General features: G+C 40.3%; 27 protein-coding genes. 9 read left to right on the top strand and 18 right to left on the bottom strand.

The genetic code is table 11. The features are described 5' to 3' along the window. Window positions 1-173 precede the first annotated feature (173 nt). Together AC4J95_RS18590 and AC4J95_RS18595 are read right to left on the bottom strand one after the other, a co-directional pair. Entirely contained in the window at window positions 174-1115 is a 942-nt protein-coding gene (locus AC4J95_RS18590) for a DNA/RNA non-specific endonuclease (RefSeq protein ID WP_494551128.1), read from the bottom strand. 23 nt (window positions 1116-1138) lie between these two features. Then, window positions 1139-1408: a hypothetical protein gene (locus tag AC4J95_RS18595; RefSeq protein WP_016178166.1), complete on the bottom strand. Its 270-nt coding sequence runs from the start codon at window positions 1406-1408 to the stop codon at window positions 1139-1141. Between the two features lie 132 nt (window positions 1409-1540). On the opposite strand from AC4J95_RS18595, the gene AC4J95_RS18600 reads away from it, so the two are divergent. After that, window positions 1541-2257: a DUF5131 family protein gene (locus tag AC4J95_RS18600; RefSeq protein WP_494551129.1), complete on the top strand. Its 717-nt coding sequence runs from the start codon at window positions 1541-1543 to the stop codon at window positions 2255-2257. A gap of 132 nt (window positions 2258-2389) precedes the next feature. Here the strand turns inward: AC4J95_RS18600 and AC4J95_RS18605 are convergent, their stop codons facing one another. Beyond that, complete coding sequence (locus tag AC4J95_RS18605) at window positions 2390-3961, bottom strand: Nramp family divalent metal transporter (RefSeq protein ID WP_494551130.1); 1572 nt, start codon at window positions 3959-3961, stop codon at window positions 2390-2392. Window positions 3962-4125: 164 nt separating this feature from the next. On the opposite strand from AC4J95_RS18605, the gene AC4J95_RS18610 reads away from it, so the two are divergent. Then, window positions 4126-4563 carry a hypothetical protein gene (locus AC4J95_RS18610; RefSeq protein WP_494551131.1) on the top strand — a complete coding sequence of 146 codons (438 nt, stop codon included), beginning with the start codon at window positions 4126-4128 and terminating at the stop codon, window positions 4561-4563. A 60-nt stretch (window positions 4564-4623) separates the two neighbouring features. Here the strand turns inward: AC4J95_RS18610 and AC4J95_RS18615 are convergent, their stop codons facing one another. The 4 genes from AC4J95_RS18615 to AC4J95_RS18630 all read right to left on the bottom strand — a co-directional run bounded on the left by AC4J95_RS18615 (window position 4624) and on the right by AC4J95_RS18630 (window position 8711). After that, window positions 4624-4962, bottom strand: coding sequence for a hypothetical protein (locus tag AC4J95_RS18615; RefSeq protein WP_494551132.1), 339 nt, complete (start codon window positions 4960-4962; stop codon window positions 4624-4626). 297 nt (window positions 4963-5259) lie between these two features. Then, a complete protein-coding gene (locus tag AC4J95_RS18620; protein ID WP_494551133.1) occupies window positions 5260-6789 on the bottom strand; it encodes an ABC-F family ATP-binding cassette domain-containing protein in 1530 nt (509 codons plus the stop codon). A gap of 517 nt (window positions 6790-7306) precedes the next feature. Beyond that, window positions 7307-7453, bottom strand: a complete 147-nt coding sequence (locus AC4J95_RS18625; RefSeq protein ID WP_316405113.1) for a hypothetical protein — start codon at window positions 7451-7453, stop codon at window positions 7307-7309. 178 nt (window positions 7454-7631) lie between these two features. Beyond that, the gene (locus tag AC4J95_RS18630) at window positions 7632-8711 is read right to left on the bottom strand and encodes a CPBP family intramembrane glutamic endopeptidase (RefSeq protein WP_494551134.1); all 1080 of its coding nucleotides are present in this window, start codon (window positions 8709-8711) and stop codon (window positions 7632-7634) included. Window positions 8712-8907: 196 nt separating this feature from the next. On the opposite strand from AC4J95_RS18630, the gene AC4J95_RS18635 reads away from it, so the two are divergent. Both AC4J95_RS18635 and AC4J95_RS18640 read left to right on the top strand, forming a co-directional pair. Continuing rightward, a complete protein-coding gene (locus AC4J95_RS18635) occupies window positions 8908-9276 on the top strand; it encodes a nuclear transport factor 2 family protein (RefSeq protein ID WP_316405115.1) in 369 nt (122 codons plus the stop codon). 27 nt (window positions 9277-9303) lie between these two features. Beyond that, on the top strand, window positions 9304-9594 hold the full coding sequence (locus tag AC4J95_RS18640; RefSeq protein ID WP_316405116.1) for a hypothetical protein: 291 nt from the start codon (window positions 9304-9306) through the stop codon (window positions 9592-9594). Between the two features lie 88 nt (window positions 9595-9682). Here AC4J95_RS18640 and AC4J95_RS18645 read toward each other — a convergent pair whose 3' ends face one another. Further along, entirely contained in the window at window positions 9683-10231 is a 549-nt protein-coding gene (locus AC4J95_RS18645) for an ECF transporter S component (RefSeq protein WP_494551135.1), read from the bottom strand. Continuing rightward, window positions 10221-11039: a bifunctional hydroxymethylpyrimidine kinase/phosphomethylpyrimidine kinase gene (gene thiD / locus AC4J95_RS18650; protein ID WP_494551136.1), complete on the bottom strand. Its 819-nt coding sequence runs from the start codon at window positions 11037-11039 to the stop codon at window positions 10221-10223. Before thiD ends, AC4J95_RS18645 begins: the two co-directional genes overlap by 11 nt. Before the next feature lie 418 nt (window positions 11040-11457). Here thiD and AC4J95_RS18655 point away from each other — a divergent pair, with 418 nt between their 5' ends. Further along, entirely contained in the window at window positions 11458-12366 is a 909-nt protein-coding gene (locus AC4J95_RS18655; protein ID WP_494551137.1) for a LysM peptidoglycan-binding domain-containing protein, read from the top strand. Window positions 12367-12529: 163 nt separating this feature from the next. Here AC4J95_RS18655 and aspD read toward each other — a convergent pair whose 3' ends face one another. Further along, window positions 12530-14125 carry an aspartate 4-decarboxylase gene (gene aspD, locus AC4J95_RS18660; RefSeq protein WP_494551138.1) on the bottom strand — a complete coding sequence of 532 codons (1596 nt, stop codon included), beginning with the start codon at window positions 14123-14125 and terminating at the stop codon, window positions 12530-12532. Window positions 14126-14466: 341 nt separating this feature from the next. Here aspD and AC4J95_RS18665 point away from each other — a divergent pair, with 341 nt between their 5' ends. Next, the gene (locus tag AC4J95_RS18665) at window positions 14467-14721 is read left to right on the top strand and encodes a hypothetical protein (RefSeq protein WP_316405121.1); all 255 of its coding nucleotides are present in this window, start codon (window positions 14467-14469) and stop codon (window positions 14719-14721) included. 120 nt (window positions 14722-14841) lie between these two features. Here the strand turns inward: AC4J95_RS18665 and AC4J95_RS18670 are convergent, their stop codons facing one another. Both AC4J95_RS18670 and AC4J95_RS18675 read right to left on the bottom strand, forming a co-directional pair. Continuing rightward, complete coding sequence (locus AC4J95_RS18670; RefSeq protein WP_494551139.1) at window positions 14842-15576, bottom strand: YdcF family protein; 735 nt, start codon at window positions 15574-15576, stop codon at window positions 14842-14844. Between the two features lie 98 nt (window positions 15577-15674). Continuing rightward, entirely contained in the window at window positions 15675-15935 is a 261-nt protein-coding gene (locus tag AC4J95_RS18675; protein ID WP_316405123.1) for a DUF6442 family protein, read from the bottom strand. A gap of 351 nt (window positions 15936-16286) precedes the next feature. Between AC4J95_RS18675 and AC4J95_RS18680 the strand changes: the two genes are divergently transcribed. Further along, a complete protein-coding gene (locus tag AC4J95_RS18680) occupies window positions 16287-16901 on the top strand; it encodes a histidine phosphatase family protein (RefSeq protein WP_494551140.1) in 615 nt (204 codons plus the stop codon). 505 nt (window positions 16902-17406) lie between these two features. Here AC4J95_RS18680 and AC4J95_RS18685 read toward each other — a convergent pair. Both AC4J95_RS18685 and AC4J95_RS18690 read right to left on the bottom strand, forming a co-directional pair. After that, window positions 17407-17901 (bottom strand): GyrI-like domain-containing protein, encoded by a 495-nt coding sequence (locus AC4J95_RS18685; RefSeq protein WP_494551141.1) that lies wholly within the window; start codon window positions 17899-17901, stop codon window positions 17407-17409. A gap of 67 nt (window positions 17902-17968) precedes the next feature. Continuing rightward, on the bottom strand, window positions 17969-18934 hold the full coding sequence (locus AC4J95_RS18690) for a GIY-YIG nuclease family protein (protein ID WP_494551142.1): 966 nt from the start codon (window positions 18932-18934) through the stop codon (window positions 17969-17971). A gap of 245 nt (window positions 18935-19179) precedes the next feature. Between AC4J95_RS18690 and AC4J95_RS18695 the strand changes: the two genes are divergently transcribed. Beyond that, window positions 19180-20811 carry a glucosaminidase domain-containing protein gene (locus AC4J95_RS18695; RefSeq protein ID WP_494551143.1) on the top strand — a complete coding sequence of 544 codons (1632 nt, stop codon included), beginning with the start codon at window positions 19180-19182 and terminating at the stop codon, window positions 20809-20811. Window positions 20812-21104: 293 nt separating this feature from the next. Then, window positions 21105-21269 carry a GNAT family N-acetyltransferase gene (locus AC4J95_RS18700; protein ID WP_494551144.1) on the top strand — a complete coding sequence of 55 codons (165 nt, stop codon included), beginning with the start codon at window positions 21105-21107 and terminating at the stop codon, window positions 21267-21269. Between the two features lie 180 nt (window positions 21270-21449). Here AC4J95_RS18700 and AC4J95_RS18705 read toward each other — a convergent pair whose 3' ends face one another. The 4 genes from AC4J95_RS18705 to AC4J95_RS18720 are packed head-to-tail and all read right to left on the bottom strand — an operon-like array spanning window position 21450 to window position 25151. Next, window positions 21450-22910: a HAMP domain-containing sensor histidine kinase gene (locus tag AC4J95_RS18705; RefSeq protein WP_494551145.1), complete on the bottom strand. Its 1461-nt coding sequence runs from the start codon at window positions 22908-22910 to the stop codon at window positions 21450-21452. Next, window positions 22907-23596 carry a response regulator transcription factor gene (locus AC4J95_RS18710; RefSeq protein ID WP_494551146.1) on the bottom strand — a complete coding sequence of 230 codons (690 nt, stop codon included), beginning with the start codon at window positions 23594-23596 and terminating at the stop codon, window positions 22907-22909. The genes AC4J95_RS18705 and AC4J95_RS18710 overlap by 4 nt, the downstream gene beginning before the upstream one ends. Window positions 23597-23648: 52 nt before the next feature. After that, window positions 23649-24428, bottom strand: a complete 780-nt coding sequence (locus tag AC4J95_RS18715; protein ID WP_494551147.1) for an ABC transporter permease — start codon at window positions 24426-24428, stop codon at window positions 23649-23651. A gap of 12 nt (window positions 24429-24440) precedes the next feature. Beyond that, window positions 24441-25151: an ABC transporter ATP-binding protein gene (locus AC4J95_RS18720; RefSeq protein ID WP_494551148.1), complete on the bottom strand. Its 711-nt coding sequence runs from the start codon at window positions 25149-25151 to the stop codon at window positions 24441-24443. Window positions 25152-25278: the final 127 nt, after the last annotated feature.

The raw sequence follows: 25278 nt of genomic DNA on the forward strand, positions 1-25278 counted from the left end.
AATCATTCGAACGAATTTCTGCTATGAACTCTGTTAATACCTCCAATTACTATAAGCTGCAAAAAGTTGGACTGGCATCCTTATTCAATGTTACGATTCTATGCATATTTCGTAACATTATTGTAACATAAGAAATATATCTGTAAAGAGTAAATGTGAAAACTTTGTCAAAATTATTTTGCCGGCCGATATCCGGCCTTTTTCGCTTCCTCGATCGTTTTGAACCATGCGCGAGGATTGGTCGTGTTGTCGTAATACTTACTGCCAGGCAGGTGATAGACACCGCTTTTTGAGCCTTTGATCAAGCCTTTGCCATTACTATCGACGTATTCTTTGTCTATAGAAGCGGACGATGAAGTTAAAGCTTGCGAGCTAGAACTTGTTCCGACAGTGCTTGTACCATCCGCATAATTCAAAGTCACGCCGTTTTGTACGTTAAAAATATAGACATTGAAGTGAACATCATCGCTGCCAATTGACTGAGCCATCATGTGTACGCCACGAGCTAATAGTTCGTCATCACGAAATACAGGAACGACTGAGTAGCGAACATAATTTTTATTACTTTGCTCTAAATAATATTTGATATCCATTTCAAAACGCAGCATTTCTGGACTGTTCAGTTGGCGAGTGCCGGTGATCAAATTTTTCCAATTGGCATTTTGTCCAGTTAATTGATAGCCGATCAAATGAGAACGATTGAACAGATATTGCCCATTGATTTTTTTATTGTGCCAGCCAGTCGGGGTAACACTAGATATTTCCCCGCGTTTTTCAGTCGGCATCAGCTTTTTGTTCAATAACGCTTCAGCGTCCGTCGCGCGATTCAAGTGATCTAAATCTCCGTATTTTTCCCAAGGTCCATTCGTGGTAGAGAGTTCTTCTTTTGAAAATGTTGGATTATTTTGATTGATCTCGATCGTTTGCGTGCCCTCGTAATTGAGCTGGGCTAGGTCCTGTTGCCGCGAAACGACTTGGGCCTGTGTCTGCTTTTGTGTTTGTGTTGTTTGAGGCGTGTTTGGTTTTGCCTCTTGGAAATGGTCTTTTGCGCTATAAACAGCGAAACTAGCTGCCGCAATCACAATCGCAGCAACTAGTTTAGTTTTCTTTGACAAGGGAATTGCTCCTCTTCCTTCTATTATTCTGGTGCGCCGATGATCTTGATGTATTCATCTGGATTCATGATCTCAAAATGCTTGGCAACTAACTGATTGCGCTTGTTGCGGCGACCTTCGATATGGATCATATATTTGTTTTCTGGTAAACGAAAAACATAACTGGATAGATAACGGTCTTTGATCAAGACTTCGGTTTTATTCTCACCATCGCTCATGATCAGCAAGGACATCATGATCGGCTTTTCTTGTAGTAAAATCGTCTTTTCTAACAAGCCGCGATATTCTTCCAAAAAATCACTTCCTTCTTTTTAAAATCTATGGCTTAATTTTAGCATTTTTAGCTAATTAATGCTCTGATAACGAAATAGCTCGCTATGCTCTCGATAAATTTGATAAGATTAAAGAAAAAAGCAGGTGAGGCAATGGGCATGTGGAATCCATGGCGGGGCTGCCGTCGTGTCAGTGAAGGCTGTAAGTATTGTTTTATTCATGAAGGAGATAAAAAACGAGCGGTCGATACCAGCAAGATTGAAAAGACGGCTCAGTTTGATGCTCCTGTGAAGAAAACCAAAAATGGCTATAAAATGAAGGGTGGTCAGATGGTCTTTGTTTGTTTTTCCAGTGATTTTTTGATAGAAGCTGCCGATCCATGGCGAGGGGAATGCTGGGAAATGATCAAGGAACGCAGCGATCTGAATTTTATGTTCCTGACCAAAAGGATCGAGCGTTTGATGGATTGTGTACCAGATGATTGGGGCGATGGGTATGACAATGTCACAATTGGTGTTTCAGTGGAAAATCAAGCGCGGGCTGATCAACGATTATCGTTATTACAGGAATTGCCGATTAAGCACAAAAATATCGCCTGTCAGCCGTTGATTGAAGAAATTTCAATTAGTGACTATCTGAAAGATATCGAATTAGTCGTAGCCGGTGGCGAATACCATAAAAATGCGCGACCGTTGAACTATGATTGGATCTTGAAATTGAGGGAAGAAGCAGTTTCGCAAGGTGTTGCTTTTGAATTTCGTCAGTGCGGTACGCATTTTATCAAAGATGAGCAAGAATATCAGCTGAATTACCGCCAATTATTTTCACAAGCAAAAAAGGCTGGGATTAATTGGTATCCAAACAAATAGTTGTAAGGTTAATAAGAAAAGAGAAGATTATTATTCGAAATTTTTGTGGTTGAACTTCAGGAAAATACTTGAAGCAGGAAAAATAAAGAAGCTCTTAGAAAATCTATTTAGCGATTTTCTAAGAGCTTCTTTTTATTCAGATATATCTTCATCTAGTTCCTTTACAGCGAGAGCCACACGTTTATTGCCTTTGTGCAATTCAACAATTGTCCAAACGAGCAATGCAAGAACAGCGGCAATCAAGACATAGGCGATGCTGTCTGCGGTCACGATTTCTGCCGTAGTTGGATTGTCTCCAAAGAAGCCTTCGATTTGGCTAGGCAGTCCGATAAGATTCAAATAAGTCAATCCAATAACTGAGATCCAACCCAGCAGTTGAATGAACCATTTGTTTTTGAAGCGTTCGCCCATTTCGGCACTGCTGTTGGTCATCATCAATAGCGGTAGCATGGAGAATGGCAGGGCAAAGGCCAAGAAAACTTGCGAATTATTCATTAAGTTATTCAAGGCTTCGTGTTCTTCAATCACGCCTTTTCCGCTAAAGAGCAAGACGCAGATCAATACTGGTACTACAGAAATCAACCGTGTAACTAAACGACGCAGCCAGATCGGCATCCGCATGTGGATAAAACCTTCCATGATTACCTGTCCAGTCAAAGTTCCGGTAATGGTTGAATTTTGACCTGAGGCCAGCAATGCAACAGCGAATAAGGTAGATAAGGCACCAGTTTTAGCTACGTTCATCAAGATGCTGTTGCTCATAGTAGCCGGATTTGATAAAGCTTCATATAAACCAAAGAATGAAGGGTCTTTGACTGTTCCAGTTTTAAAGACGGCCACACCCATGATCAGCAGCAACGCGTTCACGATGAAAGCCATTGACAATTGGATATTGGAATCCCAAGTCGTGAAGCGCACCGCATTAGCTACTTCTTCTTCATCTGCATGATTGATTTTCCGTGTTTGTGAAACTGCGGAGTGGAGATACAGGTTATGGGGCATAACAGTCGCTCCAATAATTCCTAAGGCTCCGGTCAACGGTGTTTGTCCGCCGATTGCTGGCGCATTTGAAAAAGTTTCCTGCGTTGGTACGAACCCTTTTAAAACATCGCCCCAGTTAGGATCGGACAAGGCTACTTGGTAAATAAAGACGAAAAGGATCACGAAGATCAGACACACAACGATTGCTTCGATCTTCCTAAAACCGATTTTTGTTAACAGCAAGAGCACGAGTACATCAAAGACGGTAATGAAGACCGCGATGACTAGTGGGATATTAAATAGTAAATACAATGCGATAGCGGCCCCGATAACTTCAGCGATATCTGTTGCCATAATCGCTAGTTCGGTTAAAATCCACAGGACGATTCCTAATGATTTACTTGTCCTGGCGCGGATTGCTTGGGCTAAGTCCATTTGAGTGACAATTCCTAATTTGGCAGCCATATATTGCAATAGCATTGCCACCAAGCTAGATAGTAAAATGACCGACATTAATAAGTATTGGAAATTTTGACCGCCAGTGATGGAGGTTGACCAATTTCCTGGGTCCATATAACCGACAGCGACTAGGGCTCCCGGTCCTGAATAGGCGAGTAATGTTCGCCAGAAACTTTTTCCTTTCGGTACTTCCACAGTACCGTTGACTTCCTCTAGAGAAAGTCCATTTGTATGTTTTAAAATGGGATGTTTACTTGAACTCAAAAGATTCCCACCTTTCTCTAAACTTTTCTACGATGCAATCATACACCCAAAATCAGGAAAATAAAAGAAAAAGATTCGGCACACCTAATCTTTTTCGGAAAGCATATTTCTTTGGCAAAAATATGTTTTATTTTACACTAAAAAGAAGAAAACGAGGTGAGAGCATGACGGAATGGCATACTCAACTTGATGGTACTTGGGAAATCAAAGGAACCACTTTTCCAATGTGGCTGTCAGAAAAAAGAAAAAATCCACGGATCACCTACAAGCGAACGGAAAAAAACGCAGTAGAACTACTTGATTTGGTAGAATATGAAGTGGATGACAAAACGAAGCAAATTAAAGGGATTGATCGTTTAGGCGCCAAGGGATTTATCTGGCGCGGATTGGGCGTTTTAAGGATTTTAAGCAGTCACTGGCAGGTAGTAACGATCAAAGGCGATGTCTTAGTGATTCGCTTTGAGAAATCGCTGGTAACCCCAGCAGGAGTGGATGTTTTAGTAAAAAAGGGCGCTATGATTCCTGATTTACACGAGCGAGTAGCGGCGCATTACAAGAGCTTTGGGTTGACTGCTGAAGAAAAAGATACGCTAAAATGGTAGCCAGAATATCATGAATCTAGTCATACAAAAAGGCCGCGAAACGATGCGGCCTTTTTGTTCTTATAAGAGAGTGACACTTGGCTGACTTTCATACCAAAGCTCCTGCGGCGAATACTTGTCCTTTCCAAATAGAACCACGGTACCATCTTCTTGAATTTCGAATTCGGAACCTAACCACATGTTGGCAGGACCGCCCCAAAATAATAAGCGACGTTTTCCCCGACCTCTTTTGAGAGAATAGGCATCTAAATAGTCGTTGATATAATGTGATTTTAGATAGCGTTTTTCACCATTATCAAAGTCGATGACCAAAATATTTGCGGCATTTTCAACACGAACTGCTTTTGGAATATCTCCTTCTGGATAACTTGCTTTATGATTATTCTCTTTATTGTTCATTAATATAATCCCCCTTTTTTAATGTAACAAGAACTGAAGGCTTGAAATGACAAATATCAGGGTAACAGACAAAGGTTTTTAGCGACGATTGATTGGTTTGGCCCTCTACCGTAAGTATATGCTCACAGCCATTTTGTCCACAATAAACCTTTCGTTAAATGAAGCTCAACCAACAGTTGAGTCTTGATTTATCAGTTTTTCTAATGGATTTCTTACAAGAATCATTTGCTAACAAAAAACTCCAACAGCAGAACCGAAAACAGCACTGATTGTTGGAGTAGTTGATTTATTAGCTAATTATTGACTGATCTCGATCACACGATCGGTCCAATCCTGATAGAAGCCTTCTTCGTGGGAAACGACAATGACAGTGCCGGCGAAATTCGCTAGACTTTCCCGCAGGCTGTCCTTCGTTGCTTGGTCGATGTGGTTCGTAGGTTCATCGAGGATCAACAGATTGCCCTTTCGCATGGTCATCTGGCAAAGCTTGACCTTCGTTTGTTCGCCACCGCTAAGGGTGCTAAGTGGTTCCTGTGCTAGTTGATTCGGTAAACCCGCTTTGGCTAAATGTTTCCGCAGCTCCTTGACATTCTCTTTTGGAAAGTGGTCACTCAAGTATTGTAGCGGCGTCTGATATGGATTTTCCCATTGAAGGTCTTGCTCGAAATAATTAACCTTCGTGTTTGCTGGAAAATGGAACTCTCCGGCAATTTTTGGAATTGCTCCGATCAATGTTTTCAACAAGGTTGACTTACCGATCCCGTTGAATCCGCGAATCGCGACCTTTTCACCATAACGCAACGTAATATTGATCGGTGCTAATAAGGGTCTTTGGTACCCAATTTCCAGATCCGTTGTTTCAAGTGCCAATGTTGTGACGATCGGTGCATAAGGAAATTCGAAGTGGGCAATCGCGTTTGAAGAAGGAGGCGTCAAGCGTTCAACTTTGTCCAATTGTTTTTGACGGCTTTTTGCCATGGTTGAACGGGAACCAGCTTTGTATTTGCGAATATAGGCTTCGGTTTTTTCAATCTGTTTCTTTTGAGAAGCGTATTGCTTCATATAGGTTTCTTGGAACTGTTCCTTTTGCTTCAGCGCTTTCTTCAAGTTGCCGGTATATTTCGTCAATTTACCAAACTCGATGTCTGCGATATGAGTCGTGATCTGATTCAAAAAGTCGCGATCATGGGAAATCACAACAAAGGTCCCAGAAAAATCCTGTAGAAATTGACTTAACCAAGCGACGTGATCATCGTCTAAATGGTTCGTCGGTTCATCCAGAATCAATACGTCTGGTTTTTCCAGTAACAATTTCGCTAAAATCAATTTCGACCGTTGTCCGCCGCTCAAATCTTCCAGCGGCGTATCCATGCCCAGTACATCTAGGCCCAGACCACTGCTCATTTCGGCGATCAAGGTGTCAATCTGATAGAAGTCGCCCTGATCCAGCTCCGTCTGCAAACGGCCAGCCTTTTCCAACAGCTTGTCATCCATTGATTCGCCGTATTCCATATACAGTTCACCGATTTTCGCTTCTTTAGCAAAGTCTGACGCATAAGCCGTCTTCAAAAAGTCCTTGATAGACAAGGTGGGATCAACTTCAACATATTGGTCTAAATAACCAACGTGGATATTTTTTTGCCAAGCGATGGTGCCTTCATCCGGCAGCTGCTCACCGGTAATAATCTTGATCAAGGTACTTTTTCCGGCGCCGTTCTGTCCAATCAGGCCGAGATGTTCCCCTTTATTCAAATGTAATTCTAAATCTTCATACAGGATCTTGTCGCCAAATTGTTGGGCGATCCCCGTTAAATCTAAGATACTCATGTTTCTCCTACTTTCTTGCTCAAATTCTCATCATCTAATAAAAGTAGGGAATAGTCAAGAAAAAAAGAGTCCTTTTTTTTGGACTCTACGACTTTTTTATAGCTGAGCAGAGAATAAAAAAATGATGATGTCGGATACCACATCAATGATTTGACCGAAAAATTCGATTACCCAACTGATCAACTCGCTAATAAACTGGATGATTACTTCAAACATTTCTCCACCTCATTAATGAAACAAGCTAGACAGCCAATTGATTGGATATAGAGACAAATGCAGGGTGATATGAGCCAACAAATAACTTATTGCGAAGAATGGAAATAACAGTTTTTTCATGATTATTCTACCTCCGTGAGTTTCGTAGCTTTAGTATAACTTGGAAAGAAGGGTAGAGGACATGCATTCACCTTATCATTAACGAACAATTATGTAAGCTGAGCACACAAAAAAGCCCCTGCTTTCAATTAGTGAGCAGAGGCTTTTAATTATAGGCTTCATTCATTGAGATGTGCGCTCCTTAGGCAGGTTTTTTTAAGTCGTAGATCGCTTGTTCAATGGTGATTCCTGTTCCTTGTTGACCGGTAACAGTCGAATAAACAATAAAGATATTCTTTTCTAAATCAAAAGTCACACGGTAAGGTTTTTCTGTTTCAAAAAAAGTCATGTTCCTTCCTCCTTTCATTTAATAACAAACTTATAAATAAAAGTATAACACATTAAAATAAAATAATAAAACTAATTTGCATTCATAAACTATTTTAATTCTTTAAAATTTGAACTATTGCCAAAAGCACCAAGACGCCAATATCATGATTGCAGTCTTGGTGCTTTTTACGTATGATTTACCTTAATTCAGCGGCTTTTTGCTCTGATTCGACTTCTAACTCGTAGGCAACACGATCTGCCCGTTGTTCTGGTGTTGGATTGAGCTTGCTGCGGTCTTTGAAGAATTTAGTCAAAGCAGGCCAAGCATAGAAGAGGGTCATGAGGATTGCCATGGCACCAACTTGACTCCAAGTGATACTGTAGCCGCTCATGGATTCTCCACTCAGGTCGCCGCTAAAAACTGGAATCAGGTTATTATTTAGAAAGTGCAGCGCAACGACTGTCCAGATATTATCGGTTTTCATATAGGCATAAGCATAAAAAATGCCATAAGCAATGCAAACAACGATTTGATTGGTAACAGAGATGATCCCAACCGCTGGTGAAGTGTAAAAGAAGAAGTTAATCGGAAGGTGCCACAGACCCCAGACGATACCAAGCAGCAGGACACCTTTCAGAGAACCGTAATTCTTTTGCAGAATTGGTTGGAGAAAGTAGCGCCAACCATATTCTTCGCCAAAGAAAGGAACAAAGGTCACGGCGGATAAAATAAGCGTGGAGAAAAGTGCGATCCAAGTCATCGAATCAGAGAAGGTTTTTGCTAATGGTGCAAGGCTACCTTCGGCTAGATAAGCGAACACCGTTCGTAAAATATATAAAAGGAGATAGAGCAACACGATTCCAATCGTCGCTTTCCAATTTTTATGGGACAAACCATAAGCAGCTCGCTGCTGTTTCTTCGCTGTAATCAAGAAAATCAGTGATAATAAACCACCGAACATGGAAAAATATACCGCGATTCTATAAAGTGAAGGATTACCAACAAACAAGCTTACTAGACTGAAACCGATCATCACCGCAGTTTGAAGTAGGTAGCACATAAAGAAGGTCTTCGGTATTAATTGTGTCTTTCTCTTACTGACCAATAGTGCGATCATAGCGCCCGCCGCAGGATAATACATATGGGTAATCGTAAATAAGTTTAAATCTTTATCATGACTATAGCCGTACCACATGAGCAACCCCATGATAACAGGAAGCCCGAAAGCAATTACTGAAAAGATAGCAAGCTGCCGTTTTTCATTTTTCTCATTCATTTTGTTCACTCCTTTTAATAATCGTTTCTGAATAATAAAATTCTACCAAAAAGTGCACTCGGTGCGAAACAAGTATCTTAAACGGTTGTTCTTAAGTCCTGAATGACCAAAATGCCGATTGCTCTGTCTTTCATTTTTTTAAATCGATCACGAAAATTGTTATACTAATAAAAAGCCTATCTAGGAGGGAATACCTGTGAAGCGGATAATAGTCGAACAGTTCGTAGAAGCAATCAACCAGCAAAATCTATCAAAGATCATCGACATGATGACGGATGATTTTCAATTCATCGATACCTATGGCGAGTGTGAGGATAAAGAAGCGATGAAGACTGGTTGGCAGGGATATTTTGATTGGTTTCCAGATTATTTGATCGTGATTGAGGATTATATAGACAATGAAGAATTTGCGATGATCATTGGTAAAGCTAGTGGGTCTTACTTAGGTCAAGCTGAAAAACATTGGGCATTTCCGGCAGCTTGGAAGGTAGTCGTAGACGGGCAGCAAATAAAATCGTGGCAGGTTTTCTGTGATTCGAAAAAGCAATTGGATTCGATGAAATAGGGATTCTACAAAATGTAGAGGTTGATTATGATCATTCTTGCGGGCGGTCTATTTTTGACACAGTATCAAAATCAGAATCAGTGGGTTAAGTGCTTTAATCCGTATGAGAACATCTGGGTGGCGGATGATCCATTTGGGGAAGGAATGATTTTGGATTTTCAAGGCGGACAGTCGCCAGAAGGAAAGAATTATGCACTGGTTCAGCATAAAGGAACCTATGTGAAGCGAATTTCATTCATTTCCTGGGAATCGATTCCTGGCGTTTACCGCGATATTATGAGTAAAGAATACTATGAAGTGCCGCCGATGGAAGAATAAAAGCGTGTCTAAGAATCGGATGATCGATTTTTAGACACGCTTTTATTTAAGCTTTCGCCCCTGCCAAGGAAGTTTATTATAGCATAATTTATACTGGTTGATTATGAAAAATCAGCTGCATTGCACGTCTTAATGGGAAGTAGACAAGGCTGACAATCAAAATCGTTGAAAATATATTGATTACTGTGGCAGGCATCGTAGCAAGTGCTGCGAAGAAGGCGGGTTTCAATTGCGCGCCGGCGATCATCGACATGACTGTGGCTTTGATGACTGACATGACGAATTTAGCAATACCGGCACTAATTCCGATCACGATCACTTGGCGAATACGCGTCGGTTTTTGTTTGAAAAAAGAGAAGGCGGCGTATGCCGCAGCGCCAACAACGAAGCTTTCAATTAGAAAGTAAGGCGCCTCAGCCGCGAAACCATTTAAAATATCAAAAACGAAAAATCCGAGCCCACCAGCGAGTGATCCTTGCCAATAGCCGACCAGTAGAACTGCCAACAGTACGACAGAATTTCCAAAATGAATAAAGGCACCAGTTGGCAAGGGAATTTTAATCATGGTTCCCATTAAGGTCAGTGCCGCAAATAAAGCAACTAATACTAGGTTTTGAATTCGTTTATCATTGTTCATCTGAATACTCCAATCGTTTTTCTCCGTAGGTGTAGGCGCCATGCCATACATGGCCAACATACGGATTGATTTTTTCGCCCATCGCGATCGCCACTTGCACAAAATCGATTGCCAGCTTGATCGCTTGTTCAACGGGATAATTTTTCGCAATTGCCGCAGTGATCGCCGCAGCAAATGTGCAGCCAGCACCATGATTGTAGGGCGTAGCGATGACGGGATGAGGATAACGCTGAAAATTTCTGCCGTCATAATGAAGATCGAGCGTTTGTTTTGTATCTAACCGCGCGCCGCCTTTGATCACTACATGCTTCACACCTAGCAAAGCAATTTTTCTGGCAGCTTCCTGCATTTGAGCCTCAGAGGTCAATTCGCCCATCTCAGATAAGATCCCGGCTTCCCTCAGATTAGGGGTAGTAATCAAGGTCTGAGGTAATAGTTTTTCTCGCAACGCTAGAACTTGGTCATTTTTGATGAAATCCTGAGTCCCTTTGCCGCCGATGACAGGATCAACGACCAATGGACTGTTTTTCGGGATCAGCTCATTAACTAATTCAATTATTTCCCGTGAAGGCAATAGTCCCGTTTTGATCGCATCAATCAGACCGGCAAAGACTGAATCGATTTGTTCTTGGATCAATTCTACGGGGAGAACTCGCAAATGATGCGTCCCGCTTTCGGGATCTAAATTTACGATGGAAGTGATCGCGGCTAAGCCAAAGGTACCGAACTCTTGAAAGGTTTTCAAATCTGCCTCTAAACCACCGCCGCCAGTAGCATCTGAACCAGCGATTGTTACAACTTTTTTCATATAGTAACGCTCCATTTGTTTTTTAATAGCATATCTTTTTGAGTATCTGCTGAAAACAGCCAATTGGCTTTGTTTTTCCTCAGCCAATCTATAACAGTTTAGCATAAGATCGTGAATTAGCCATTTATTTGAGAACATGGCATTAATTAAGGCGTTTTAAGTATGAAAATCATAATTACAGCTAAATATGATTTTAAATTGATTGTTACAAAATGATATAAGCGGTATATGTTTGCTTTTTTAGAACGATTTGTTTTTTTTATAATAAAAATCACCATCACCGATAACATTTCTGTTATTATTGAATAATATAAGTATGAGTTGCAGCATACAAGATGGAAATAGATTTGTAGTAATTTATCCAATGACCATCAGCAGTATTTGACGATATTGCTAAAAATAAATAGGAGGAATCTATGTGAAAAAACAGGTTAAGGTTTGTGTTCTTGCAGGAATGTTGTTGGTAGGAATGGTTTTTCCAAGTATGGTGATCGCTTCTGAGTGGCGAGCGAAAACAGTAAGCGAGATTGAGATCGTCGATGGACAAAAAGAGTATACGCTGAAATGGGGAGACACTTTATGGGCGATCGGGCAAAAGATAAATATTCGCTATGAGCGATTGGCTGAAATCAATGGAATCAACCTGAGTGCGGGTGAGGAATACCGCTTGCCAGTCGGTCGAACCATCAGTATTGATGGAAACGTCGTTACAGTAAAAGAAAAAGATGGTTCAGTCTACTCAAAATCTGTTATTACACCAGAACAAAAAATTGATGAAACAAAAGAAGTGGGGGAACCAGTTGCAGAACAGCCAGCCACACAAGAAGTTAAGGACCAACCTTCTGTACCTAAAACCGAGGATCTTTCTGCTTATCCATATACAGTAGATGTGAATACTTTAAGTAGTCCTATGACCTTCAAGTTTAATGGGGCGAATGTTCCGGATACCGTTCGGTTGAATTTCAGTGAAGGAACAGCAACTATCGGCATGCTGGGCTATACAGGGCAACCTGCTGTTATTGAGCCAGAGAGTGAACCAGTCCTCATCGAAACAGTCTTTAGTATGTCTGTCAGCAATGTTGAGACAAGAACTATTCGGATATTCAGTGCAGGAGACAACTCTGTTAGAAGTGTTCAAGCCAATACTTTGATCACTTTAACGGGAATCCTGTCAAATCCTGATAATCGTGATTATGGATGGTCAGAAGGAGCGAAAGACATGTATTTGATCGTTAATCAAGCGGGAACAGTATCATTGATTACACCAAATTATGCAGGAAATGTAATGGAAGAACAAAGCGATGTTATGATAGAGGTTTTACCATAGATAATCACTATTTAACCTTTCACCTTGTGGAAGGTTTTTTCTATGCAATGATTAGGGCAGAATAAACGATAGACAAAAATTCAGCAACTGGTAATGGACAAAAGTAACGTCGAGTATGGATCACTAAAAAAAGCTTGAGACATTACTTCCTCAAGCTTAGTAATTATTTTGTTTTCATCCATTGGTCGCGGATCTCATCGGTTAAGCGAATGATTCGTTTACCGACTTCTGGGTATTGATTGGTAGCCAAGTTCGCTAAGGAAACACGCACTGCCCATTCGCTGCTGCCAAATGCGTTGGCTTTCAAAAGCATCAATTGTTCTTTTTCTGCTAGTGAGGTGAGAACTTTGGTGACCGTCCATTTATTTTTCAGATAATCAGCAAAGGCGTTGCCGTAACGTTTACGGGTCCAATCTTCGTAATTGATTTCGCAATAGTAGGCGGTGTCCAAATCTTCAAGCGGTTCTTGCAATCCTAATGTATTAAACAATAATTTTTCACGTTGGCGGCAAATGTCCATTACTTCGGCTTTATAAGCTTTACCTTCATCTAACAGGCTGTATAAACTGAACATCACCATCATAACTTGTTGTGGAGCTGAAAGACCAGCGGCGTGGTTCAACGCAACATCGCGACTATCGGCCACGATCCGATCAATAAAAGTGATTGTTGTTGGATCAGCCGTCAGGGATGCATAGCGTTCATTCAATCGTTCGATTTTTTCCTGCGGCAAGTTGGCGATCAATTCGTCAAATAGATTATGTTTAGCGACAGCTATCGTTCCAACACGCCAGCCCGTTGCTCCAAAATATTTCGAATACGAGTAGATGCAGGCGGTATTATAAGGAATCTCTGAAAATAGTGATGTGAATACTGGAACGAAGGTCCCGTAAACATCATCGGTCAAGATCATCAATTCAGGATTATCTGTTGCTACGATATCCTTTAGTAAGTCAATCGTTGGTTGAGCCAATGCATTCGCTGTCGGATTGCTTGGATTTACGACAAAGACAGCCTTAATATCAGAATCGCGTAATTTATTGATTTCTTCGTCAGGGTATTGATAGGTCATCTTGCCGTCGATCATCGTTTGTTTCGCTTGAACTTTGACGATGTCGAACGAATATTTTGGCAATTCAGGAATTTCCAAATAGGGTGCGAATGTCGGCAGCATCAAAGCGATTTTATCGCCGTGATTCAATAAAAAGTTATTGAACAGTGTGTCAAAGATATAACAAATGCCTGCTGTTCCACCTTCAACTGCGAAAATATCAAAAGGAATCGTGCTGTCAGAGAAAAGCTCCTGATTTAAATAGGCTTTAATCGGACCTTCGCAGGCGGTCAAGCAACGGACCGGATTAGGATAATTGTCACCGATAATATGATCCAGCATATCGGTTAGCCAAGCATCCTTTGGCATTCCTAGATAATTATTGTCAGAAAACCAGAGCTTCTTCAAGAAATCGGCACCTTTACCAGGATGCTCAGCTAAAAAGTCAGCAAATCGTTCACCGCGGCCTGTATCAGATTGGATCATTCCGGCTGTTAGTTCGCCCGTACCATATAACGTTTCTTGTGTAGCGAATTGGCCCAGTAAAAAGTAAGCCTCGCGGGGAGTAGGGGCGGTCCAGTTGGGATTTCCCCGTCCTGCGTTCAATAGGTTGGTGACATTTTTATTTTCATGAATCTTTTGTTCTAAAAAGAGACTTAATTCAAAGGGACTTAATTCTTCTAAGGCTTGTTCAGTAATTGTTGGCACAAATACGACTCCTTCAACGGTTTATTTACCACCACAGTAACAAGAATAATTTTTAATACAGCGTAAATATGCTTAGAGTTTATGAGAAAGTTTCTGTTAAAAAACAAATAAAGAAGACTCGTTTTCTTTGCTTGTTTGCCTCCAACCTTAATAAACAGGCAAAGTTAGCGCTTACGGTTTTCTAAGAATTCTATTTTTTAAGATTTTATTTCCCAGACTGATATCAGACTTTCGACCCATGTAAAAAATAAAGAAAAGAGGCATAATACTGTTATAAGTTAATCATTTGGAAATTGACGGACGTGGAAGTATAGATAAAGAAATTTCAGGAGGAATCCATGATGGAACAGTTGATAGCTATTGCGTTTATCGCATTGTTAGTATTTTTTGTTGTAAAGGTCGGTTCAGTTTTATGGCGCATTGCCGGCGTATTATTCTTGCTATTTATCATTTACATGTATAAGGATCAGGTGATCTCGCAGGTTCAGAACTTTATCGCCAACCCGAATTTTGGCGGGTTATGGCAGAGTGTTTCAAGTTTCTTCGGAGATTTGTTTGATAAGGTTGCTGGCTTCGTCAGTACCGTAATTGAATAAAAATGGGAAGTTCTCTGAATGAGGGCTTCTTTTTTTAGAAACCATCTATGGATAGCCTAATTCATTTAGATAAATTGGAAAAATAGCCTCTGCTTTCAAAAAGCAGAGGCTATTTCTATTTTATTTTCTCTCAATATGCTCCAAATATTTTTGACATCGGCGATAACATGCCAGGACGTTTCCGGGGACATCCACGTGTGGAATGAAGTTTGCGCCTTTAGGTCCATAACCGTGTTCATCGTCATTCAGTCGGCGAATCTCACCAATAACTAGGGATAAGAAATAATCAGGTTCCCACCAGCTATCCATCTTGGGATTATCAAATTGCGGTTTGGCATCAAAATTGATCAGCTTTGGTTGTTCGAAAAAAAGCGGTTGGATCGCTGATTGGCTTAAGCCCCATTCTTTACAGAAAGTGATGTGAGTACGCTTCTGAACCATTGGATCCTGCACGAGCCAAAAGCTATTGGGTGCGTCTTGATCAAAAAGGTCGTGGGAAAAGCGGGCATTTTCACCTGTATTGGTTGATTTTTTTTCTAAAACTTGCTCGAGCTTGCGCGAACAGTAATGAGAAAAGATTTCCTGCGTGATTTCAGCTTCAGAAAGCTCCTCCCATTCTGGACGGACGAGCTCAGGATACATTTTTTTGCAGTTTGCAATCAAAGGAGCCGTGCCATGACCGATTCCACCCACAAAGATGATGCGTTTAATCGTAAGCTCTTCTTCACAAAACTTCGCCGCAGAAACGATTAAACTCGGTAAACTGTTTCCGGCAATCACGAGTGTATCAGATTGAAAATTTGGTTGAGATGGAGCCGTCGTGAGATATTCTACGAGTGTAGCAAAATCGGACATAACTGCCTCCTTAATATTCTATCGAAATAGCACTATATAATAGTAGCAAAAATCAGGGCAGAAAAAAACTGCCAATAAAAAATATCGGCAGTAAGAAATCAGAAGAGATAGCGAATGAAGAAGAAGATGCATAAAGCGAATAGGATGACAGACAAGGTCAACCATGATTTCTGTTTGATCCACAGAAATTTTCCATAACAAAAAGCTGCGGCTGCCCCTGTAATAAGACTTACCAGATCCATCACTTGGCGTTCCTCGACAACGCGTGCAAGCATTAAAATGCTGAAAAGGATCAAACTAAATATACCTGCAGTAGCAAGTGCCAAGTCGGTGCTGGTTTGTTTTCGATCTTTTTCCATGCGTTGTCCTCCATTCTTAAAGATTAATTGTCTAAATCAATTTTCATATTAATTTCAAATTAAATATCAAGGCTTTTTAATTGGTGAACGACTACAAATTAAGAAAAACTGCATTGATATCACGTTCATTGTTGTTTTTATTATAAATGAATCCGATTACAATGTCACGTGTTTCAGAATTTTGTATTTAAATAGAATCGCTAGTTTTTGGGATTTTTATTTCTTAGGGTTAATCTTTTTGGTATAAATCACTGATTAGTAGTGTATACTGGATGGGTGAAATGGTACATCTATGGAAATAGAACTCGTTTGCGAAAAACGAGTAGATAATAATGAATAGGGTGTGAAAGTGTGACTACTTTTTATTTTGTCAGACATGGAAAAACTGAAAATAATGCGGAAGGGCTGTTTAACGGGGGAACTGTCGATTCACCTTTGATCGAATCAGGTGTTGAAGCAACAAAACGAATGGGAAAACATCTAGCCAATGTCCAATTTGATCTGGCATTGACTTCCCCGCAGATGCGCGCACAAACAACAGCAAAAATTATTCTGGAGGAAAATTCTACGCCACCTGAATTAACAATTATTGAAGATTTGCGAGAAATGCGTTTGGGCGATTGGGACGGCAAAAAGATTGATCAGATTACAGCAGCTTATCCAGATGACTTAAAAAATTATCGAAAACGTCCTGATTTGTTCGATGCTGAAAAATTCCATGCGGAGTCTTATGAAAATTTGATTGCCCGTAGTACAAAGGTAATCCAAGATGTGGCAGAAACGCATCCAGAGGCGAAGATTCTAGTTGTTAGTCATGGGATTTTATTGATGGCATTACTGAATACGTTGAAGGGGATTCCTTTGGCGAAGATCCGTGAGAGCGGAATCGTGGATAATTCCAGTCTGACTATTCTGGATTATTCAAAAGAAAAACGAATTTTTAAATCTTGGGGACAAATGTTTTAAATGAATAAATAATGAAAATATACTCCTTTTTATCGATTAAACAAGCAGTTAAATTCAAATTGTAGACAGATAGAAAATGATTGGACATATTCTAAAAAGAACTTGTTAATTATTGATGAATGTGCTAATTAAAAGTCTAAATGCTCGAATTAGTTATTTGTTAATTTTTAAGCTTATACAATACACATAAAAGTAACATCGGTTTTTTACCCGAATATGGAGTAAAACGCTTAATTTCAGCTTATAAATGATCGAACAAAATACAATTCAAGTCGATTTCCATCTTTATTTTCGAAATGCAGGGCTCGAAGATTATAAGTAACTTTTAAAAGACTCTTTAACGTCTTGCGTTAAAGTGTTTTTTTATCTAAAAATCGGACTGCAAAGGGCCAGATAAAAGAACGTGGATATCATAGTGTTGAAGACTCAAAAAGCTTGCTTCGTAATAAAAAGCCCTTCAAGAATCGTCTTGAAGGGCTTCTCATCATGTTTTAATATATAGGCTTTAGTTTGTTAAAAGTTCTTTCCGTTTTGAACGGTAGGTTAGTTCGATCATCGTTTCTTGATCGTCCAACGGAACCGAGGCATCTGTCAAAAAGTATTCATAGCTGCGGTAGGTGAAGATGCCATTCTCTTGTTTGATCGCCTCGATCAATTCTTTATATGAATCCGTCAGGTCATCGTAGTCGCCAACGTAAAGTGTCCGTACAGCATGATAGCTAGGTAGTTCATAGCTTTGAAATTTCTCTGTGGAAGGAATTTCTTTACTAATAGGGAAGCCAATCTCCACATTTAGCAGCTCGTCTTTCGGCTGGCCTTGGTCATTCAGATTTAAATAGGAGATAAACGGTGTGCCAACCAGTTCAGCTCCATTTTTTTGAATGTATTCTAATAAATCTACAAAAGAAGTTCCGATGTAATTTGGTATGTGTTCGTGTGAAATATGCGTAGACATCGAAACAATCGTCTGTGCTGGTTTGGTAATCTTCTCAATTTGCATTCTTATCCCCCATTTCATAACACTTACGATGATTGTAACAAGGATTGAAATCGAATACAAATAGGAACTATTTCTCTTGCGATTCAAAGCCTAAAACCTGTCCATGCTGGTTCAAGTAGTTGAAAAAAATGGGGAATAAATCAACATCAGCCTTATCTAAGCGTGTCTTGCCCTCAAGTCGCTGCCAGGTTTTTCCGGAGATCTCTTTTTCCAACCTTTTTTTTGCTTGCTGAAAGGTTGGTTTCCGTTGATAGACGACGCGGTTCAACAGTTCGCCTTTAGCATAGAGGTAACAATAATAGGAACCATTCTCCGGTAAGATCCCCACAAACGTTTGATTCTGCATAATCTGAATCAGCTGTTTATTGCGCCGCAAAAAACGCTGTACTGTTAAATAATTATTCCACCATTGTGCGGAGGCTTCATAGTCATGACGCGCACTTGCGGCTTGGACTCGTTGATCAATCCGTGTCAGTAGAGCAGTTGATTGACCCAAGAGAGTTTCCTTAATCTCTTGAATACGCATGTCGAATTCTGCTTCAGGAGTGATTCCATCATACTTTTTCACGATACCCTCTACATATTTCAACGGTCCATCTAGGCGGTAGGTACTATTAATGATCTCCTTCAATTCCTGGATCTTGCTTTGTTTGAAAAAGGGACCAATCACCAGACCATCAGCAGACCATTCACTTAGAACTTTCAAGTAGGGCGCCTTATCGATGAGTTGAAAGAACCCATATCCCTCATAATAATTCATCATTCGATTATAACGTGGGCGAATTTGATGAATTAAATGGCATTCTAATAAGAGAGCGTCGAATTCTGTGTCAACAATCTCATAATCGAAATCCTCGATCCAACAAATCATCTCTAAAACTTTTCGCGAGTGCTGCTTGTTTTGGATAAAATAGGAGCTGACTCTCTGCTTCAGATTTTTCGCTTTTCCTACATATATAATACCCCCACTCGTGTTTTTCATTTTGTAGATTCCAGGTGTTTTTGGTAAATTCTTAATTTTCTCTTTTAGCATATTTTCACCTCGTTTGTTCGATTTGACAAAAAAGATTTTTAACCAACTTTTTAAAAGACTATTCCAGAATCAATTTTTTTAGAAATTTGAAATTAATTGAAAAATAGGCGATTTTGGTCTATTCTCTGAAAAAATAATCTAAAATATCAAGAAATGCAGTTCATTAACAATGACCAGCCATTTCTATTGTGTTATAATTAATTACGTTAAGAAAGCAATGAGAGAGAGAAATGGAGAGATGTTAAATGTCAAATAAAGTTTTAACACGGCGCGAGTTGCGTCAGCAAAAACGACAGAAGACCATCAATTATCGCAATTTGAAAAAAGGGTCTGCTGTTGTAGGTACAGCACTAGTAGCGGTTTCAGTAGCGGCACCACTACTAAACACACATGAAGTAGAAGCTGTTGAAGGCAAAACGACTGCAACCACCTCAAATGTTGATAAAAAAGCGTTTATCAATGAACTTTCAAATGAAATCAAACCGTTAGCCGAAAAGCATGATCTTTATGCTTCGATTATGATCGCTCAAGCCATCGTTGAAAGTGATTGGGGACAAACTGATTATGCTCAAGCCCCGTATTACAATTTATTTGGCTTAGAAGGTCAATATCAAGGCAAGTCTGCAATGCTAGATAAGAAAGACCCTGAAACAGGTACGACTGAAAAGAAAGAAATGAAACAATATGGGTCATATAAGGAAGCAATCGAAGACTATATTGAAATCTTGAAGACAACTTCTCGCGACGGCAACGAAAACTACTTTAGTGGTACTTGGCGCAGTAACGCGAAGGACTACCAAACAGCTGCCGCAGCGTTAGAAGGACGCTTCAATGATGATAAAGATTATGTTCAAAAATTGGTTTCAACGATTCAGGAACATGATTTAACTAGCTATGACGCAACAGAACCTGTAGTTCCGCCAGTAGCACAACCAGCAGTAGAAACACCAGCTCAACCAGTGCAATATACTGTTCAATCAGGAGATACAGTTGGCTCTATCGCCGCTCAATTCGGAATCAGCGTTGAAGATTTCCTTGCTTGGAACAATGTTTCAGACAGCAATATCTATGCTGGACAAACAGTAGTAGTAGGAAATGGTACAGTAACTGAAGCTGCAGCGCCTGTCGCTCAAACAACTCCAGTAGAAACAGCAGCACCAGTTGTAGAAACGACTCCGGTTGTTGAGAACCAACCTGTTGTTGATAATACACCAATAGCTGAAGTAACACCAGCACCAGAAACACCAATAGTAACACCAGAAGTGCCACAAGCAGAACCAGATGCATTGGTACAAAAAGAACAAGCTCCTGCACAAGAAGAGCAAGCACCAGCTGAAGTACCAACTGTGGAGAAACAACCAGAAGTAGCACAGCCAGAGCAAACTCAGCCGGAACAGACTCAACCAGAACAAACACCAGTACCAGAACAGACAACACCGGAGCAAACGACGCCGGAACAACCAGCGACAGAAACACCAGCAACAACGCCAGAACAAACTGCTCCTGAACAATCGACAAATTCACAGGGACAACAAATTGTGAATGAAGCTGAAAAATATATCGGCACACCATATGTATGGGGTGGGAAAGATACTAGTGGTTTTGACTGCTCTGGTCTTACTCAATATGTTTACAAGCAAGTAACGGGTAAAGATATCGGTGTTTGGACTGTAGCACAAGAGTCATCAGGTACAACAATCGATGTCAGCCAAGCACAGCAAGGCGACTTATTATTCTGGGGCGATCAAGGATCTAGCTACCATGTAGCAATCTCAGCAGGGGGCGATTCATACATTCATGCACCACAACCAGGTGAAAACGTGAAATATGGTTCGACTCAATACTACGCACCAGACTTCGGTGTTCGCGTATACTAAAATTAACTTAAAAAAATCCAAGCAAACCAAAAGATAATACGTTTGTTTGGATTTTATTTTGTTGAAAAATAAGAAAAATATCCATCAAAATAAAGAAAAGTAAATTTTGATGAGGTGAGAGAAGTTTATACGAGAAAAACAATTCGAAACCGAACGATTATTTTTTTCCGGTTGGACAGCAAATGCTCAGTGGCTCGCTGATAAATTATGGGCGGATGAACAGGTCACTCACTTTATTGCCAAGAATGGAATGCTCTCAAAAGAGCAAGTATTACAGCGATTGACTTTAGAAGTTGAAAGCTAATCGAATTTCGGCTTTCAATCATTTAGTGCCAGAAGCTTGGGGCCAAAGATTTGCGGAGGAAGCAGCTAGAGGTGTGATTGCTTATGCAGCAGGAGAAACAGAGTGGCAAGCTTTGTTTGCTGGGCATCATCCTGAAAATCTTGCTTCAAAGTGATTATTGGAGAAGTTAGGATTTCAGTTTCAGTCGAAGGAATTTTATGAACCAACAAGGGTGGAGTATCCTTCGTATTTTCTGAAGGTTGATCGTACTTCCTAATACAATTATACTGAACTGCCCTCCAAGAGATGGATAATAGTCTTGGAGGGCAGTCTATTTAGGGTAAATTTTCACATTCTATAAAAGCAAAAACATTTGAAATATTTTTTCATGAGCATTCAATTCAACTAAGGTGATCTTGCCACCATGTTTTTCCACAATCTTTTTACTGATAGCAAGTCCTAGTCCACTACCGTTTTTAGTGGTTCGAGAACTGTCACCGCTGACGAATGGTTCAAATAAATGCTCCTGTAGCTCTTTCGAAATCGGATCGCCATTGTCTTTGACCTCGAAAACCACTTGATCCTCATTAGTATAAAGCCGGATATGAACAGCTGTTTCTGGCGGATTGTGCTGGATACTATTACCAATCAAATTATCAAAAACACGCCGTAATTCGACGGGATCACCAGAAAGCTCTATCGGTGTGTCTGGTAGGTCGAAAGTCAGCTCGATTTGATTGCTTTCAGCTGCATCAAGCTGCTCCAGCAAAACTTCACGAATCAATTCTGATAAATCGAACTTTTGGATGTGCAGCTGATAGTCAGGACTTTCAAGTTTTGAGAAGATCAGTAGTCGATTCACTAGCTCGTTCATGTGATCGGTTTTAGTAATAATGGTTTCCATTGTTTGAATCAGCTTGGCCTTACTCACTAAGCCATCGGCCACTGCTTTGGCGGAACCCTGAATCGTAGTGAGGGGTGTTCGTAAATCATGAGCCATGTTGGCGAATAGCAGCTGCCGTTCCTTTTCATAAGAGGCTTGTTGCTGTTTTGCGTCCTCTAATTGCTTAGCCATATGATTGAAGGAATTTTCAATTTCCACGTACTCGTATTCAGCGTTCATATGAATTTTTTTCGAATAATCGCCATTTTTGATCGTTCGTAGTCCGTCGATCAGAACTGTGTTTGGAGCGACGATATGCTCTTTGACCGATTTCGAGTAGCGTCGGAGGCAGAAGATGAAGATCAAAATTATCGGAATAAGTAAAAGTGGTAAAATTTTTAAAACTGATATAGATGTAGGAGAGAAGAAGCTATCGAAAACAGGATAAAAATTTCCACGAATTTTACTTTGTGGCAGTTTAGCAATACAAATGTAATTATGCCCAACTGAGTCTTTAAAGGGGGCAAAAGTCGCCATATAATGCGATTCTTGCGTGTGAAGTTCAAGAGAAATAGAACCAAATTGATAGATTTTTTGGTCAATAATGGATTGTAAAGCATCCATCTCCAGCAGTTGTTTTTGTGTATAATGTGTAGTTTTTTTCCCGACATTGCCTTTGGTATAAATCACATCATTATTTTCATCAAGAATTTCCACCCATCCGCTGAAATCTTTCAAAGTTGAAATATCAATTTTTTTGTAATCTGATCGTACGATCGTTCGAGCACATAAATTCTTTACAACCTCATTGGTCCCAGATATGAAGAGCTGGGCAAACGCAGCAAAGAGGCTAATTAAAAACAACAGCAACAGCGAAGTCGTAATATATTTCTTCGTCAAAAAGCGACCTAATGTTTTGGGCTTTTTCTTCATGGCAGTATCTTATATCCTAATCCGCGGATCGTATGGATATACGATTCCTCCCCTCTGGTTCCTAATTTTTCTCTGAGCCGGCTGATGTAGACCATGATATTATTGTCATCCACAATATAAGTATCTTCCCAAACGGCTTCGTAGATCTGCTTTTTGGTAAATACACGCCCTGGAGTGCCCATTAACATACGTAAAATCTTGAACTCGATCGAAGTCAGAGCGATTGGCTTGTTTTCTTTGAATAGAAGGCATTGATCTAGATCGAGAATCAAATCATGAAGCGCAAATTTCTCCGGTTCGTTGACTTCTTGTGCGCCCAAAGAATAGAAGCGGCGAAGCTGAGCGCTGACCCGAGCGACTAACTCCAAAGGATCGAAAGGTTTGGTCACATAATCGTCAGCGCCGATATCTAGGCCTAATACTTTGTCCGCACTGGCATCTTTAGCAGTCAAGAAGATGATGGGCATATTTTTTTCAGCCCGGATTTTTTTGATCAATTGATAGCCGTTCAATTTCGGCATCATGATATCTAAAATCGCTAGATCAATTTTTTCTTGTTGAATACAGTCCCAAGCCTTCTCACCATCGGAAGCAGTGAATACCTCGTAGCCGTCCTTTTCCAAATATAAGGTGACAAAATCAACGATCCCTTGCTCATCGTCAGCCACTAAGATTGAAAATCCCATCGAACAACACCCCTTAACTAATCATTTCTCTCTATTATACCGTTCAAGGAAGCTATTTTATATCCACTCTTTTAAAAAGTAGTGAAGTCAGAATTAAAAGAAGGGCGATGACTAAAAGAGAAGATAGAAATGCCGGAAGCAGATATTCCGCTTTTCCACTGATCAAATGATTACTGACCGACAATGCCGAATATTTCGTCAACTCAAAGGCATTGGTATTGATCAAATAACTGACCGCAAACATGCTGACCAGCGAAATGATAAACGCGATAAAAGGCGATAGAAACAATCCCGCCAATAGAGTTACTGCCATGAATAGCGCAAGATGCAGAAAAATGAAACCAATCATTGCCGCAGCATTTGGTAAATCAATCATGGAAGAAGAGAAATTGCCGTTTCCAATCGATGATTCTGCGACAAAGAGATAGTAACTGCCGCCCGCTGCAAATGTAAATAGGGCAAATGCACCAAGAGCTGTCGTTACTAAGGCTAAAAATTTGGCGCTGATGATCGGACATCTTTTGCCGATTCGAAGTAACGTCATTTTGATTTGTCCGCTGGAAATCTCGCCGGAAAACTGAAAAGCCGTGACTAAAATCAATAAAATGCCCCAAATCCCCAAAGTATTAAAAAACGACCACATGGCAGTAACAAAGTCGAGACAAGCGAATCTGCCATCACCGGATGCTACTGCGCCTGTAAAAGTTAGCCCACCAGTCGAGATACCAAAAGCCATGATCACGATCAAAATTGACGGAATCAGCAGGATCAAGCTATTTTTTCTTTTCAACGTTTTGATCATTTCCATTTTAAAAATTGTCCATATTTCCATGATTTCTTCCTCCTATTTCATTAGCTCAATCAATTGAGCCTGTTGATTTTCAAAATGTGTATTTTGATCGGAATAGCTGATGATGCCGTTGCTTAAAACGAGAATATTGTCGGTCAAGTCGCAGATTTCCTGCATTTGATGACTGGAGAAGAGGATGGCGGTGCCACGTTCACGACAAAGCTTCCGCAATATTCCTTTGACTTCTTCCACGCCGATTGGGTCGAGGCCGACAAATGGTTCATCCAAAATCAATAACTCTGGTTTCGTAATCAATGAGAGTGCTAGCGCTAGACGCTGTTTCATTCCGAAAGAAAAATTCTTCACTTTTTTCTTAGCGGCATTGTTTAGTTCCACAAACTCCAAGCTTTCCTGAATCATCTGTTTTCGATCCTTCCGCGGAATCGAGTCGATCAAGCGAATGGAAAGCATCAAATTGTCGTAGGCGTTCAAGTCTTCATAAAACTGGACATCCACCAGCGAACCGATTTTCATTTTTGTCTGAGTATCCGTCGTGTTCAGATTGTGTCCGTTAAACAGCATTTTTCCTTCAAAATTAGCGGTCAGTCCCAAAACACATTTCATTAGAGTAGTCTTACCGGCACCATTACGACCAAGTAATCCGGTAATTTTTCCCGGCAGTAGCTGCAAATCGATCCCCTTTAAAATTTCGTTATGCCCGTAGCTTTTTCGCAAATCATTGATTTCTAAGATCGTTGTTGTCATGATTTTTACCCCCTGTTCCTTTATAGGCTTAGTATAGGGAGGCAAACTTGCATGGAACTGGTCTTAACCTTAAAGTAACCTTACAATTCAAAATAATCGAAACGATAAATTATAAAAGATAAATAAG

It is taken from the genome of Enterococcus sp. GPZ-007 (assembly GCF_059374735.1).